11 protein-coding genes and 1 pseudogene are annotated in these 15,048 nt (G+C 63.1%); 4 read left to right on the top strand and 8 right to left on the bottom strand.

Annotated elements, in window-relative coordinates; all coding sequences use genetic code 11:
• The first annotated feature begins 66 nt into the window (after positions 1–66).
• Positions 67–722 (top strand): annotated as a pseudogene (locus QKE30_RS03905) (VIT1/CCC1 transporter family protein).
• 959 nt (positions 723–1,681) lie between these two features.
• On the opposite strand, the gene glnA reads toward QKE30_RS03905, so the two are convergent.
• Positions 1,682–3,118 (bottom strand): type I glutamate--ammonia ligase, encoded by a 1,437-nt coding sequence (glnA, locus tag QKE30_RS03900; RefSeq protein ID WP_239201293.1) that lies wholly within the window; start codon positions 3,116–3,118, stop codon positions 1,682–1,684.
• A gap of 153 nt (positions 3,119–3,271) precedes the next feature.
• Between glnA and QKE30_RS03895 the strand changes: the two genes are divergently transcribed.
• A complete protein-coding gene (locus tag QKE30_RS03895) occupies positions 3,272–3,748 on the top strand; it encodes an RDD family protein (RefSeq protein ID WP_239201294.1) in 477 nt (158 codons plus the stop codon).
• 3 nt (positions 3,749–3,751) lie between these two features.
• Here QKE30_RS03895 and QKE30_RS03890 read toward each other — a convergent pair whose 3' ends face one another.
• The 4 genes from QKE30_RS03890 to sucB form a co-directional block, all read right to left on the bottom strand.
• Positions 3,752–4,531: a DUF4191 domain-containing protein gene (locus tag QKE30_RS03890; RefSeq protein ID WP_239201298.1), complete on the bottom strand. Its 780-nt coding sequence runs from the start codon at positions 4,529–4,531 to the stop codon at positions 3,752–3,754.
• Between the two features lie 108 nt (positions 4,532–4,639).
• Positions 4,640–5,689, bottom strand: a complete 1,050-nt coding sequence (lipA, locus tag QKE30_RS03885; RefSeq protein WP_011273327.1) for a lipoyl synthase — start codon at positions 5,687–5,689, stop codon at positions 4,640–4,642.
• A gap of 108 nt (positions 5,690–5,797) precedes the next feature.
• Entirely contained in the window at positions 5,798–6,496 is a 699-nt protein-coding gene (lipB, locus tag QKE30_RS03880) for a lipoyl(octanoyl) transferase LipB (protein WP_347934145.1), read from the bottom strand.
• Between the two features lie 791 nt (positions 6,497–7,287).
• On the bottom strand, positions 7,288–9,522 hold the full coding sequence (gene sucB / locus QKE30_RS03875) for a 2-oxoglutarate dehydrogenase, E2 component, dihydrolipoamide succinyltransferase (protein ID WP_347934144.1): 2,235 nt from the start codon (positions 9,520–9,522) through the stop codon (positions 7,288–7,290).
• A 185-nt stretch (positions 9,523–9,707) separates the two neighbouring features.
• Here sucB and QKE30_RS03870 point away from each other — a divergent pair, with 185 nt between their 5' ends.
• On the top strand, positions 9,708–10,103 hold the full coding sequence (locus QKE30_RS03870) for an oxidoreductase (protein WP_239201304.1): 396 nt from the start codon (positions 9,708–9,710) through the stop codon (positions 10,101–10,103).
• Between the two features lie 59 nt (positions 10,104–10,162).
• Here the strand turns inward: QKE30_RS03870 and QKE30_RS03865 are convergent, their stop codons facing one another.
• On the bottom strand, positions 10,163–11,866 hold the full coding sequence (locus QKE30_RS03865; RefSeq protein WP_347934143.1) for a leucyl aminopeptidase: 1,704 nt from the start codon (positions 11,864–11,866) through the stop codon (positions 10,163–10,165).
• Positions 11,867–12,042: 176 nt separating this feature from the next.
• Here QKE30_RS03865 and QKE30_RS03860 point away from each other — a divergent pair, with 176 nt between their 5' ends.
• Positions 12,043–13,242 carry a branched-chain amino acid aminotransferase gene (locus tag QKE30_RS03860; protein ID WP_347934142.1) on the top strand — a complete coding sequence of 400 codons (1,200 nt, stop codon included), beginning with the start codon at positions 12,043–12,045 and terminating at the stop codon, positions 13,240–13,242.
• On the opposite strand, the gene QKE30_RS03855 is transcribed toward QKE30_RS03860, so the two are convergent.
• Both QKE30_RS03855 and QKE30_RS03850 read right to left on the bottom strand, forming a co-directional pair.
• On the bottom strand, positions 13,209–14,228 hold the full coding sequence (locus QKE30_RS03855) for a nicotinate-nucleotide--dimethylbenzimidazole phosphoribosyltransferase (protein WP_239201310.1): 1,020 nt from the start codon (positions 14,226–14,228) through the stop codon (positions 13,209–13,211). The two genes, QKE30_RS03860 and QKE30_RS03855, sit on opposite strands and share 34 nt — an antisense overlap.
• 27 nt (positions 14,229–14,255) lie before the next feature.
• On the bottom strand, positions 14,256–14,984 hold the full coding sequence (locus QKE30_RS03850) for a DUF3043 domain-containing protein (RefSeq protein WP_239201312.1): 729 nt from the start codon (positions 14,982–14,984) through the stop codon (positions 14,256–14,258).
• Positions 14,985–15,048 lie beyond the last annotated feature (64 nt).

The following is a 15,048-nucleotide window of genomic DNA, read 5'->3' as shown; positions in this document are numbered from 1 at the left end:
AAACCACCCTTTTCCACTGTTCCCGGCGCTCACCAGGAGCTTCACGACGCCGGTGATGCAGCGAAGATGAACTCCCTGCGTGCCGGAGTTTTGGGCGCCAACGACGGCATTGTTTCCGTTGCTGCCCTGCTTATCGGCATGATTGCCACCGGCGCGGGAGATAAGGCCATCTTGATGGCGGGCCTGGCTGCCACCATTGCAGGCGCGGTGTCCATGGCTTTGGGGGAGTTTGTGTCCGTGTCCGCTCAGCGGGACTCCGAGCAGTTCTTGGTGGCCAAGGAGAGGCAGGAGTTGCGGGAGGCTCCCGAGGAGGAGCTGGAGGAACTCGCGGGGATTCTTTCCGGCTACGGCATTAACCGGGATACAGCTCTCGAAGCTGCCCGGGAAATCCATAAGGAGGATGCCCTGCGAGCCCACTTGCAGCTGGAATTGGGCATTGACCAGAACGAGCTGACCAGTGCGTGGGCTGCAGCATTCTTCTCCGCGCTGTCCTTCCTGGCTGGTGCAGCCCTGCCGATGGCTTCGGTGTTCCTGGCGCCGACGGGCACGCAGGCATGGGGGTCACCGCAGTGACGATTTTCTCGCTGGCGCTGACGGGGCTGATTTCGGCGAAGATCGCCGGCACGAGCGTAGGTCGTTCGATGGTCCGCCTGGTCATCGGTGGCGGCCTGGGCCTGGCGCTCACGTACGGTGCTGGCGCGCTGTTCGGTGGAGTGGCTTAAGAGCCGCAACTTCGACGAGGCATCGGCCCCAGTGCGGGGGCGTGCCGGACACTGAGTGAGGTCAGTCACGGGGCATAACCGGAGGAAATTTGGCGCCGCGTCGATTCCGAGAGGCCACTGGAGGGTGGCGCTGTGCCAAGCTAGTTCTGTCCCGCCCGCTGGGCCTTGAGGCGCAGATTCGCACAGACCTGGGGAGCGTTGTACTCGCCCGAATTACAGCGAGCCAGCTGTTGCTTCTCGCCACTGGTCAAACTCGGAGCTCCATTAGGAGCAGTACCGTAGCCACAGCGGTAGGCGGGGCAGTCGGGGCTTGCTCCCTGATTACCCATCGGTGGTTGCTTTTGCACTGGAGAAGTGGCTCTGGGTTGATTAGCTGGAGCCTGCTCCTCTGGCTGCGTGTTCTCTTCGGCAGCAGGGCTACTCTGCTGCGCGGGTTCCGGCGTACTGGTGACTGTGGTGGGCGGGGGCGGTGTGTCCTCGGGCGCACTGGTAACCGTGGCGGTCTCTGGTTCTGAGCTCTCGGACTCGCTAGAAGGAGCGCTGGTGACAGTAGTGGTGGACGGTTCAGCGGTTGTGTCTTCACCGCCGCAAGCGGTGAGGCCGAAAACGCTGATGAGGCTGAGGGCGAAAACTGGAGTGAGGAGTGTACGACGACGAGTGGTGATCACGTGGTGCTTTTCGTTGAGTGACAAGCACAGCTTAAAGTCCCACCCACCACTTCTCATCTTGATTTTCAGTTCGACGCAATAGTTCCTTCGCCGGCGCCTTCAAACCAACCTGTTCTGTTGAGCAGGGGAGAGGGCGAGTGAATAATACCCTTCGAACGACATCCACGAGGTGGCGTCATAAAAATAAAAACGGTGACAACCTGCCAACTAGCAGGTCATCACCGCTTGCTTTGCGCCACCAGCCGATAAGCAGCCGGCGGCGTCAAAAAGCTAGAGCAGCTTAAGCAGCAACTAGCAGTCGAAGTACATCTCGAACTCCTGCGGCGTCGGGCGCAGGCGAACAGGTGCGATCTCGTTGTCGTACTTGTAGGCGATGTAGGTGTCGATCAGGTCGTCGGTGAACACGCCGCCCTCGGTCAGGAACTCGTTGTCCTCCTCCAGAGCCTTCAGGGAAGCCTCCAGGCTGGTCGGAGCCTGCGGAATATCCTTAGCCTCCTCCGGCGGCAGCTCGTACAGGTCCTTATCGACCGGAGCGTGCGGCTCAATGCGGTTCTTCACGCCGTCCAGGCCAGCCAGCATCATCGCGGCGAAGCCGAAGTACGGGTTACCACTCGGGTCCGGAGCGCGGAACTCAATGCGCTTCGCCTTCGCGTTGGAGCCCGTGATCGGGATGCGGACCGCAGCGGAACGGTTACGCTGCGAGTACACCAGGTTAATCGGAGCTTCGAAGCCTGGAACCAGACGGTGGTAGGAGTTCAGCGTCGGGTTCGTGAAGGCCAGCACAGCGCCAGCGTGCTTCAGGATGCCGCCGATGTAGTAGCGGGCGATGTCGGACAGGCCGGCGTAACCGGACTCGTCGTAGAACAGCGGCTCGCCGTCCTTCCACAGGGACTGGTGAGCGTGCATACCCGAACCATTGTCGCCAGCCAGCGGCTTCGGCATGAAGGTCGCGGACTTGCCGGCCTGCCAAGCGGTGTTCTTGATGATGTACTTGAAGGACTGCAGGTCATCCGCAGCGTGCAGCAGGGTGTTGAACTCGTAGTTGATCTCCTGCTGGCCGCCGGTGCCGACCTCGTGGTGCGCACGCTCCAGGTTGAAGCCAGCGTTCGTCAGGTTGCGGCACATATCGTCGCGCAGATCCTGGTAGTGGTCGTACGGAGCGACAGGGAAGTAGCCGCCCTTCATGCGGGTCTTGTAGCCCAGGTTGGTGGAACCATCCGGGTTGACCTCTGCGCCACGGTTCCACCAGCCCTCGACGGAATCCAGCTCGTAGAACGCACGGTTGGTCTCTGCCTCGTAGCGGACGGAGTCGAAGAGGTAGAACTCTGCCTCCGCGCCGAAGAAGCAGGTATCTGCGATACCGGTGGAGGCCAGGTACTGTTCGGCCTTGCGGGCAACGTTACGCGGGTCGCGGGAGAACGGCTCGCGGGTAAACGGGTCGTGAACGAAGAACTTCACGTTCAGGGTCTTGGCCTTGCGGAACGGATCGATCTTGGCGGTCGCCAGGTCCGGCAGCAGGTTCATGTCCGACTCTTCGATGGTGGTGAAGCCACGCACGGACGAACCGTCGAAGGCCAGACCCTCCTCTACGACGTCCTCGTCGAATTCCGAAGCAGGGATGGTGAAGTGCTGCTCGATACCGGGAACATCGGTGAAGCGAACGTCCACGAACTCGACGTCGTTATCTTTGATGTACTTTACGACTTCTTCTGCAGTCTTGATTGACACTGTATTTCTTCCGTTCCTTGCAGTTGGAATCTCAAACTGTTGCGACAATATATAAAAGCAACACAATTGATCCTACGCATACTGGGCGCCGATTCAGGTAAAAATTTGCAAAATTGTGCCACAAACTAACAGCCAGCTAGGCTCTAGACCATCATGAGTGAATCGCGTAGCTGGCTTGAAGGCCCCCTTGTACCAGGCGAAAACGAAGACCTCGCCGAACTCAGCCCGTACCCCGGCGCCCGCTTGGGATTGCCCAAAGAAGGCCCGGGCTCACTGTCCCCCTTGTTCCCCCGGCTGGGTGCATTACTAATCGACTGGTTGGCCTGTTACGGCCTGGCCTGGTTCGTTACTTCCACTACGGACGTGCTGGGTGATTCCGCCACTGCCGCGATGATCTTCTTCATTATCTGGCGCATCCTGACCGTCTGGCTGTTCGCCCAGTCGCCGGGGCACGCCATCGTGGGCATCGGCGTGGCGCGCATCGACAAGCCCGACGAGCGCGTGGGTCTGTGGCGCTCGGTCGTCCGCACGCTGCTGACGGTCTTCCTCTTCCCCCCAATTATTCAAGACACTGACGGCCGCGGAATGCACGATCGCGCCACTGGCACGGCCGTTATCCGCAGCCGCTAAGCGTTACTTCTTTCCGCGCTGTGCCGCGCGGCGGGCGCGGCGGTTCATGCCGGACATCTTCGCGCCCTTCGGCATCGGACCCTTCGGCATGTTGTTGTTCGGGTTGCTTAGCCGCGAGATCGACTCGACCTTGGAGTTAAGGGCGTCCACCTCATTCTTCTTGATGTTGCGCGGCAGGCGCATCAGGTGGTTCTGCAGCTTCTTTACCGGCACCTGGCCCTCGCCGTCGCCGACGATCACGTCGTAGATCGGGGTCTTGCCCACGATGCGAGCGAGCTTCTTGCGCTCCTGCGCCATCATCGGCTTGAGGCGGTGCGGTGCGCCCTCGCCGACCAGCACAATGCCGGGGGTGCCTACCACGCGGTGCACTGCGTCCATGTGGGTGTTGGACGCCACGCCGTTCTCCGTAATCCACTTCATGCCCACGCCGTCACGCAAGTTGGACAAAGCCCATGCGGCGGCTCCGGCCTCGCCCTCAATCTGGTCATACACGCCGGACTGCAAGCGGCGGGAGAACACCCACATCGCCGCCATCGCGCCGATGATGATGCCCACGATCAGGTTCAGCCACCACCAGCCGAAAACCAGGCTGAGCAGCAGCAACAGCACAACGGGAATCAGGAAAGCCAGGACCATGAAGGGGATAAGCTTCTTATCCCGGTCCTTCTGCAGCTTGAAGGCTTGCCACAGCTGGGAGCGCGTCTGCTTGCGCTGCTCCTTTTTCGCTGCCTTTGCGGCCTTCTTTTCTTCCTTGACCCTTACGTCCTTTTTATCCTTCGCCATGGATTCAACAATAAGGCATGAATAAAGGCGGGGCGAAAGTGCCCCGCCGTGATGCTGCTGGCCGCGCGCAGCCTCAGCGCCAGCGCATCGCGCAGTTAAGCGCCAGCATTAGCGGCGCGACGCGGTGACCGGCGTGTCCTCCGAAGCACCATAACGCTCCAGCAGGGTAGAGGCCTCCTGCGACGTGGTGGAATCCAGAGTTTCCTCCAGGTGCTTCAGGTTCTCCGGGATAGCCTCGCCACGAGCCTGCTTCGCCTGCGCGTACAGGCGGCCGGCGCGGTAAGAGGAACGCACCAACGGGCCGGACATAACAGCCTTGATGCCCAGCTCGTAGGCTGCGTCGGAGTGCTCCATGAACTCCTCCGGCTTCACCCAACGCTCAATCGGGTGGTGCATGGAGGACGGGCGCAGGTACTGGGTAATCGTCAGAATGTCGGTGCCGGCGTCTGCCAGGTCCTTAATGGCCGCGCGGACCTCTTCCTTCTTCTCACCCATGCCCAGGATCAGGTTGGACTTCGTCACCAGGCCGTAATCGTGAGCTGCCTGAATGACCTCCAGGGAACGGTCGTACTTAAAGGCCGGGCGGATGCGCTTGAAGATGCGCGGAACCGTCTCCAGGTTGTGGGCAAACACCTCCGGCTGAGAATCAAAGACGACCTTCAGCAGCTCCGGGCGGTTGGAAAAATCGGGCGTCAGATTCTCCACACCAGTGTTCGGGTTCAGCTCGTGAATCTTCTTCACAACCTCGGCATACAGCCACGCGCCCTCATCATCCAGGTCGTCGCGCGTCACGCCGGTGATGGTGGCGTAGCGCAGACCCATCTCGCGGACATTCTCCGCCACGCGGCGCGGCTCGTCCATATCCAGCGGGGACGGGCGGCCGGACTTAATCTGGCAGAAGTCGCAACGGCGGGAACACGTATCGCCGCCGATGAGGAACGTCGCCTCGCGATCCTCCCAGCACTCGTTAATGTTCGGGCACCCAGCCTCCTGGCACACGGTGTGCAGGCCAGCGCCCTTCACGCGATTCTTAATATCCCGATACTCCGGGCCGACCTTCGCGGTCGTGCGAATCCACCGAGGCTTCGACTCGATGGGGGTTTCGGCATTCTTCGCCTCGATGCGGAGCATCCGGCGTCCATCTGCGGTCACACTCATGCCGACTAGCCTACGCTGGGTGCCGCATAGGAATCCACCTCGGTATTTTCGCTGGTGCCAGGCTGCTGGGTTGCTGGCGCAGGAGCGGAACTTTGCCTAGGGATGCACCTAGGAATGCACCGGCAAGTCACCGTTCAAAGCGTCAACGAGGTTGCGGGCGAGGGACGAGTAGGCGTCAGAAACACTAACATCGCGCCCCAGCTCCTCGGTGAGCGTCGTGACACCCGCATCCGCCAGCCCACAAGGCACAATGTGGTCGTAATACTCCATGGTGTTATCGCAGTTCAGGGACACTCCGTGCATGGTCACGCCGCGCGTCACGCGGATGCCGATCGCGGCTATCTTACGTGCGGGCTTAAGCTCGTTATTAATGACGCCCGCAGGCAGCCACACGCCCGAACGCCCCTCTACGCGGCCGGTGCCGTGAAGGCCAAGATCTTCACAAGTCTGGATCAGTGCCTGCTCCAGGCGGCGGACATAATCGACCACGTCCACCGGGTCGGCCAGCTTGATGATGGGGTATGCGACCAGCTGGCCAGGCCCATGCCAGGTGATGCGGCCTCCACGGTCGACGTCGACGACTGGCAGGCCGTTGGTGGGGCGGTCGGAATCCTCGGTGCGCTTGCCGGCAGTGTACGTCGGCGGGTGCTGGAGTAGGAGGATGGTGTCCGGGATTTTCTCTTCGGCGCGCTGGGCGGCGAGATCCGCCTGGAGGTGCCAGGTGTCCTCGTAGTCCACGGTGCCGAGGTCGCGGATGTCGATGTCCTGGATTTTTGACTTGCGGATGCTGCCTTGCTGGAATCCCATGGTTGCGATGATACTCCAGTGGTTTGTTGGTGTTGCTGGGTGCTGTCCCGTGGGCGCCAGGTGCTGCTGGGCGCTGCCGCTGGCGCCAGGTTCCGCTGGGTGCGGTCCCGCTAGCGTCAGGTGCTGCTGGATGCTGTCCCGCTGGCGCCAGGTTCTGCCAGGTGCTGCCGGATGCCGTCCCGCTGGCGCCAGGCGCTGCCGCCAGTGAGGCTGAAGTTTTTGATGGTGCTGGATGTGTCAGGTGGTGACGTTGATACTGGCACCTCCGGTGTTTGGCGCCTCCTGAAAGCTGCTAAATGTCGCTAAATGTCGGAAAAGTTGCAATTCTTCAAATCGGTATTGGTTTCCACTTTCCTAAAAGCTCCTTGACCTGCGCATTTGTATATTTGAAAACCGCTAGCATTAACAAATTGCAACTTTTCCGACATTTAAGGGTCCTGGAGGCCTCTCGAGTGGGGTTTTGGTGTGGGAGGGAGAGTCCAGAGGCGGATATGGAGCTAGGTCTGCTGAATGAGACGCCCCCGAGTCACTGCTCGGGGCAAGTCGGCACCCAACAACACAAAATGCCGACCCCGCGGGAAGCGGGGCCGGCGTTTCGCCTGGTCAGTTGCGCCGAAGCTTTAGCTAGCTGGCTTGAAGCCGTGGTTAACAGGCCGCAGCCTAGTAGCCCAGCGCCAGCCAGCCTGGTCAGTTGGCGCCTGGTACTAGCTGGCTGCAGCCAGACAGCGCAGCCTATTCCAGCGCCAGTCAGCCAGCGTGCCGTAGCAGCCTAGCTGCAGCTAGAACCTAACTTAGAGCTCCAGGTCCTCGGTGAAGTCCGAGTTCTCCAGGCGGTCACGCAGGGTGGACATGAAGCGGCCTGCGTCGGCGCCGTCGATGACCTGGTGATCGTAGGTCATCGGCAGGAAGACCATCTGGCGGATGGCGATAGCCTCGCCCTCGTCCTCACTCAGCACCACCGGGCGCTTCACGATGGCGCCGGTGCCGATCATGGCAGCCTGCGGCGGAACCAGAATCGGGGTATCGGTCAGGGCGCCCTCGGAACCGATGTTGGTGATGGTGAAAGTGCCGCCGGACAGGTCGTTCGGCTTCAGCTTCTTGTTGCGTGCGCGGTCAGCAATGTCGACGATGGCCTTGGCCAGCTCCGGCAGGGACATGTCCTGCGCATCGTGGATGACCGGGCTCAGCAGGCCAGCCTCCGAGTCGACAGCAATGCCCAGGTTGACCTGCTCGTGGTAGGTCATCTCCTTGGTCTTCGCGTTGTAGGAAGCGTTGACGTTCGGGTGGGAGATCAGAGCCTCGACCGCTGCCTTTGCGAAGAACGGCAGGTAGGTCAGGTTCACACCGTGCTTGTCGGCGAAGGCCTTCTTGTTGGCCTTGCGCAGTTCGGCAATGCGAGTCATGTCGACCTCGTGGACCTGCGTCAGCTGAGCTGCAGCGTGCAGGGAATCCAGGGTGGTCTTCGCGGTGATCTCGCGGATGCGGTTCACCTTCTTGACGGTGCCGCGCAGCTCCTGCTTGGCCGGGTCCACCTTGTAGGAGGAAGCGCGCGGGCCAGCCGGGGAAGCGGACTTCGCGGAGGAGCCGGAAGCGGAGGTGTCTTCTGCTGCGGCCAGGATGTCCTGCTTACGGATACGGCCGCCGACGCCGGTTCCCTCGACGCTCGACAGATCGACGCCATGCTTCTCAGCCAGCTTGCGTACCAGCGGAGTGACGTAGGGGAGGTTGCCCTCGGCAGGCTTCGACTGCTTTGCAGCCGGCTTGGAGGACTTGGAGTCAGACTTGGACTCGGACTCTGCCTCAGTCTTGACCTCGGCCTTCTCCTCGGCCTGCTTGGACTCAGCCTTCTTCTCCTCTGCCTTCGGCTCGGCCTTGTCCTCGGACTTCTCAGCCTTGTCCTCGGAGGCGGACTCGTCGGACTTGGAGGAACCGGAGTCGGAGGAATCAGAGGAGCCGGACTTGGCGGCGTTCTCGTCGCCGATGCGGGCGATGACCTCGCCGACGTCGACCGTGTCGTCCTCGTTGGCCAGGATCTCCACCAGGGTGCCGGCGACTGGGGAAGGAATCTCTGTATCGACCTTGTCGGTGGAGACCTCCAGCAGAGGCTCGTCGACCTCAACCTTGTCGCCGACGCTCTTCAGCCACTGGGTGATGGTGCCCTCGGTGACGGATTCGCCCAGCTCCGGCATGGTGACGTCCTCGGCCTCGCCGGAACCAGAGCCGGAACCGGACTCAGAGCCAGAGTTGTCAGAGGACTTGGACTCAGAGTCGTCGGAGGAGTCAGACTCGCTGGAGTCGGACTCGGACTCGCTGGAATCGGAGGAATCAGCGGACTCATCGGACTCGGAAGAATCGGAGCCGGAGTCAGAGGAACCGGAAGCAGCGGCGTTCTCGTCGCCGATGCGGGCGATGACCTCGCCGACGTCAACCGTGTCGTCCTCGTTGGCCAGGATTTCTACCAGGGTGCCGGCGACCGGGGAAGGGATCTCGGTGTCGACCTTGTCGGTGGAGACCTCCAGCAGTGGCTCGTCGACCTCAACCTTGTCGCCGACTCTCTTCAGCCACTGAGTGATGGTGCCCTCGGTGACGGATTCGCCCAGCTCCGGCATGGTGACGTCCTCGGCCTCGCCGGAACCAGAATCAGAACCAGACTCAGAGCCAGAGTTGTCAGAGGACTCGGACTCAGAGTCGTCGGAGTCGGACTCGGACTTCTCAGCGGACTCCTCGGCAGCGTCGCTGGAATCGTCGTCGCTGGAGCTGTCGGCGTCAGAACCAGAAGGCTCTTCGCCCTCCTCACCGATCTCGGCGATGACGGCGCCGACGTCCACAGTGTCGTCTTCCTCTGCGATGATCTTCAGCAGCACACCACTTGCGGGGGACGGGATCTCCGTATCAACCTTGTCGGTCGATACCTCCAGCAACGGTTCGTCGACGGAGACCTTGTCTCCGACCTTCTTCAGCCACTGAGTAACGGTGCCCTCGGTTACGGACTCGCCCAGTTCGGGCATTTCGACGGAGTACGCCATGGTGTTTGAAGCTCCTCAAGCTAAACGGAAATCAGCTGTGGTTATTTGGTTGAAATACTACATAAGTCTACGCGCCTTGCCTCCGCTCCGCCGAGCGCCCCTCGCCCTTATCTTTTGTGACGCCCCCTCACCGTCCCCGCGCACCTTTGGGGAACCGCCGGGTATGTGAACTAGAATCGGCTAACGTGTTTAATCTTTTCGGCCGGAACAAAAATACCTCCACCCGACCGCCGCGTGCGCCGGGGGAGACTATCCGCCCCAAGGACCTGACCTACCTGCAGCAGTGGGCCGGAACCCGCAAGGGTGTGGAGGGTTTTGTGGAGCCGGAAACCATCGTCAACGAGATGTCCGTGGTGCTGGTCGACAGCGAGGGGGAGTGGACGCGCCGCCGCATCGGCGGGCCGAAGGGCATCGACAAGGTGGCCCAGTCCGTCGGCATTCCGCTGTATTTCGCGGAGGAGACCGGCTACCCGCAGCGCATGCGGGATCGCATCGAGCGGGATCGGCTGATCAAGAAGCGCCTGGAGCAGCGCGAGCGGCGCGCGCAGTTTGAGCAGCGCCGCGCCGAGCAGGGGGAGTAGCGCAGCCCCGACGCGCCCGCGCAGGTGCGCGAGCCGCGGGCAAGCGCAGCCCGGCCTGCCTAGCCCTTCAGCGCAATATCCTCCAGCGCGGCGATGATGGTGCGCACCGGCGAGCCGGTTGCCCGCTTCGGGGTGTAGCCGTATGCCGCGCCGTCGTTGTAGGCCGGGCCCGCGACGTCAATGTGCACCCACTGCACGCCCTCGGCCACGAAGCTCTTCAGGTAGTGGCCCGCCACGGACATGCCACCCCAGCGGTTGCCGGAGATGTTCTTGATGTCCGCCACGTCCGACTTCAGCGCTTCGCCCAGCTCCGCGGGCAGCGGCATCGGCCAGCCGGCATCGCCCACGCGCTGGGAGATCATCGCCACGCGGTCGCGGAAATCCATGGAGCCCATGATGCCCGGCGTGCGGTCGCCCAGAGCCACCATCTGCGCACCGGTCAGGGTGGCGGTTTCGATCAGGTAGTCCGGGTTGTCCTCGCAGGCGCGGACGATGGCATCGGCCAGCACCAGGCGGCCCTCCGCGTCGGTGTTTAGCACCTCGGTGGTGGTGCCGCCGTAGTGGCGTAGCACGTCGCCGGGGCGGGTGGCCTCTCCGCCGGGCATGTTCTCCGCCAGCGGGACGGTGGCCGTCACGCGCACCGGAATGTTCAGCTCAGCTGCGGCGATCACCGCCGCGACGACGGCCGCGGAGCCACCCATGTCGGAGATCATGTTCCACATCTTCGCCGGCGGCTTCAGGGAAATGCCGCCGGTGTCGAAGGTGATGCCCTTGCCGACCAGCGCCACGTGCGGGGAATCCTCGGCGATCTTGTCCGGGTTGTAGTCCAGGCGCACCAGACGCGGCCCGCGCGCCGAGCCTTGCCCCACGCCCAGGATGCCGCCGAAGCCCTGCTCTTCCAGGGCGGCCTCGTCCAGCACCTCCACGGTCACGTCCGTGTGCTTCGCCGCCTCCGCGATGATGCCCGCGTAGCTTTCCGGGTACAGCACGTTCGACGGGGTGTTCACCAGGTCGCGCGCCAGTGCGACCGCCCGCACGGTGGCCTGCGCGTGCTCCAGGGTGTCTGTTGGATCCTCGCCGGTCAGCACCTCAATCGACTCGATCGTCGGCGTGTGCTCGGCCGTCTTCAGCCCGCGGTACTCGTAGGCGCCTAGCGCGTGGCCGACCAGCGCGGCCTCCGCGCCCAGCAGACCCAGGGCGCTCACCACTCGGGCGCCGTGCGGCTCGCCCTCGTTTGGGCCCTCTTGTTGTTCGGGCTTCTTGATGCTTCGGGACGCCACGCCTGCGGCCACGCGGACGTCCTCCGCCGACACCTCATCGGCCGGCCCCATACCGATTGCCAGGATCTTCTCCGGGCCGGTGGATCCAGCGCCGGCCTCGACAAGCCCCTCGGCAGTCTCCGGCTCCACGGTGGATTCCTGCACCTGGGCGGACAGGTTGCCGGTGGAGACGACCTCGCTGCGGCGCTCGGCCGAGAGGTTGGGGACCACCGTCACCTCACCAGCGGTGCCCTTCGCGCCAACGGAAATAAGTAGCTTCCACATTTCCAATTGCTGTTCGGCCGTGAGGGCGTCAATAGGAGCGCCAGTGAGCTCCAGTCCAGCCTCACCTTCGAAGACTGGGATGACCAGCGTGTCGATGACCGACGGGGTAACAGTGCCGCTGTCCTCGAGCGTGGAATCGGTGTGTACCAGCGACATCTGCGGAACGAAACCGCGGGACGGCAGGCCGGCAATGGGGGAGGAAGAGTTAGTGGCGGTCATAGGGGGTTCGACTGCTCCTTGATGTCCTTATGAATCTTGCAAGTCTTTCTAAAGTGTTAATTCGCTGGTTTCACTCTACCCAGAATCGTCTGCCGGCAGATCGACGGGAGTAACCACCCCCAAGAAATTGTTAGCCTCCTCACACTTTTTTGTAGCGGCAGAGTAGTCTGGGACTCATGACTACTCCAGAGGCAAACTCCCAGACCCAGAAGGCCCAGCAGAGCTCCCAGGTGGAGTTCAGCGTCACCCGCACCCAGAACCCGGTGACCGACGAGAAGATCGCCGAGATCCTCGCTGCCCCGGGCTTCGGCAAGTACTTCACCGACCACATGGTCGCCATCGACTGGAACGCCGAGGATGGCTGGCACAACGCCCGCGTGGAGCCCTACCAGCAGATCCAGATGGACCCGGCATGCAGCGTGTTCCACTACGGCCAGGCCATCTTCGAAGGCCTGAAGGCCTACCGCGGCGAAGGCGGCAAGATCGTCACCTTCCGCCCGGAGCAGAACGCCCGCCGCTTCCAGAACTCCGCCGCCCGCATGGCCATGCCGGAGCTGCCGGAGGAGCTGTTCCTGGAATCCCTGCGCCAGATCGTGGACATCGACCAGCGCTGGGTTCCGCAGGGCGGAGGCGAAGAATCCCTGTACCTGCGTCCCTTCATGATCTCCCGTGAGGTTGGCCTGGGTGTGCACCCGGCTAGCAGCTACACCTACTTCGTGATCGCCTCCCCGGCGGGCGCTTACTTCTCCGGCGGCATCAACCCGGTGAGCGTCTGGCTGTCCACTGACTACACCCGCGCCGCACCCGGCGGTACCGGTGCTGCGAAGTTCGCCGGTAACTACGCGGCCTCTCTGGCGGCACAGGCTTCCGCAGAGAAGGAAGGCTGCGACCAGGTGGTATGGCTGGACGCGACCGAGCACAAGTACATCGAAGAGATGGGCGGCATGAACCTGGCGTTCGTCTTCGGAAGCGAGGATGAGGGCGAAGGCGAGGCCGTCGGCGCTGGCGCCGAAAATGTCACGCTAGTCACCCCGGAGCTCTCCGGCTCGCTACTGCCGGGCGTTACCCGCCTCTCCCTGCTGGAATTGGCGCGCGACCTGGGCTACAAGGTAGAGGAGCGCCGCATCTCCACCGACGAGTGGAAGGAAGCCGCGAAGTCCGGCGCCATGACCGAGGCCTTCGCCTGCGGCACCGCAGCCGTCGTCACCCCGGTCGGCACCGTGAAGGACGAGTCCGGCGAATTCCAGGTCAACGGCGGCCAGACCGGTCCGGTGACCATGCGCCTGCGCGAGCAGCTGACGGGCATCCAGAACGGCCGCGTCGCCGACAAGCACGGCTGGCTCTACACGCTGGTGGAGCAGGCAGCCACCGCGTAACGCACCATCGGCAAGGCCAGGACGGCGCCCAGCCCCTGGCCGGTGCCGAGCTGCAGATCCAGCAGCGGCTCCAAGCCGAGCGCATTGAGCGCCGGGAGGGCAGCGGGCTCCGTGCCCGCCGAAGCCGCCAGCCACCACGCGGCGGCCCCCGGCGCCAGCATTTGCGCGCACAGTGCCGCCGCAGCCGCCCCTACGCCGTCGAAAATCACAGGCGTGCGGCGCACCGCCGCCTGCGCCAGAATCCCCGCCATCACCGCCAGGTCGGCCGAGCCGATCTGCTGCAGCGCCCGCGAGGCCACCGCCTTATCATCGCGCACGCGGAACATCGCATCGCGGATCACCGCCACCTTCGTCTTCCACGCCTCGTCATCGATGCCGGAACCCCGGCCGATGATCTTCACCGGCTCCACGTTGCACACGCTGCCAATCACCGCAGCGGCCACCGTGGTAAGCCCCCGCCCCAGATCACCCAGCAGCAGCACCTGCGTGCCCTTGTCCGCCTCCTGGTCGGCGAAACGCATGCCGCGCCGCAGGTGCCTTACATAATCCTCGGGGCTCAAAGCGTCCGCGGTGTCGATGGAACCGGAGGGGGTACCCAACGTGGCGTCAATAATAGAAAGAGAAACCCGTGCGGACCTGCAGGCATCCACAATCGGAGCGGTCGCATCGGCCAGGTTCTGGCGCACCTGGGCATTGAAGTCGTACGGCAGGGCGGAGATCTCCGGGTGCGCCTCGGCCACCCCGTGCTCGCCGGTAACCACAACCAGGCGCGCCGCGTTCAGAACCTCGGCGGGGGCGGAACCCTGGCAGGCGGCGATCCAGGTGGCGACCCCCTCCAGCCTTCCCAGCGAACCAGCCGGAATGCCGGCCTTCGTCGGCGCGGAGGTGCGCAGCTGATCGGCTCGACTGCGAGTGGCCTCGTCCGGCGGGACGATAGGCGGGAAGTTCGGGGCGGAGGTGGTAGAAGCCGAGGTCGTAGAAGCCATGGGTTTCAGTCTAAACGTTGTCGGCTTTTAAACGCTGTCGCCGATCTGCTTCTGCGGGGCAGGGGTGCGCAGGCGGCGAATCATCGTGGCGCGGGTGAACGCATACAGACCCAGGCTGAACTTGCCGTGCGGGTTGTCAGGGAAGCGCTCGTTGACCTCGCGGTTAATGCGGCGGCCGAGCCAAATGCCCTCACCGATCATGATGAGGAACACGACCATCATCACCAGCGAAGCCAGGTTGGCGATGTTCGGGTTGGACATGCCGAAGATCATGATGACGATGACCAGCAGCGCCAGCGGCAGGAAGAAGTTCATCATGTAGCGGCGGGAATCGATCCAGTCGCGGACGAAGCGCTTTTCCGGCCCCTTGTCGCGGTCCATGAGGTAATCCTCGTCGCCGGCCATCATGCGCTGGTTGGCGCGGCGTCGCTCGCGGTTCGCCTCGTCCTTCTGGCGCTGCTTCATGGCCTTGTATTCCTCCTTGGACATGGAGGCCTTGAGCTCCTTGCGCTGCTTGCGCGCCTCGCCTGGAGTGGCGGGGGCGGTGTAGGCGCTGCGGCGCACGCCGTGCTTGCGCTCCTGTTCGTTGCGCTTCGGGGTGGCCTTGCCCTTCTTCGGCGTAAAGGCCTTGGAGTTCTTTTCCTTAGTGACGCCACCGTCTGCGTCGCTGTCTACCTCAGCCGACGCATCGGCATCCTGTGGCGAGACCTGATCCTCGGCTGAGTCGGCGACCTTTTCCTGCTTCTTCCATGGCATTTTCACATGTAACAGGCTAGAGCAGGAGAGCAGGGGAACAAAACCAAAAACACTAGCGCGGGAA

Source organism: Corynebacterium sp. c24Ua_83 (assembly GCF_039907245.1).
GTDB lineage: Bacteria > Actinomycetota > Actinomycetes > Mycobacteriales > Mycobacteriaceae > Corynebacterium.
This window is presented reverse-complemented; position numbering and strand designations above follow the sequence as displayed.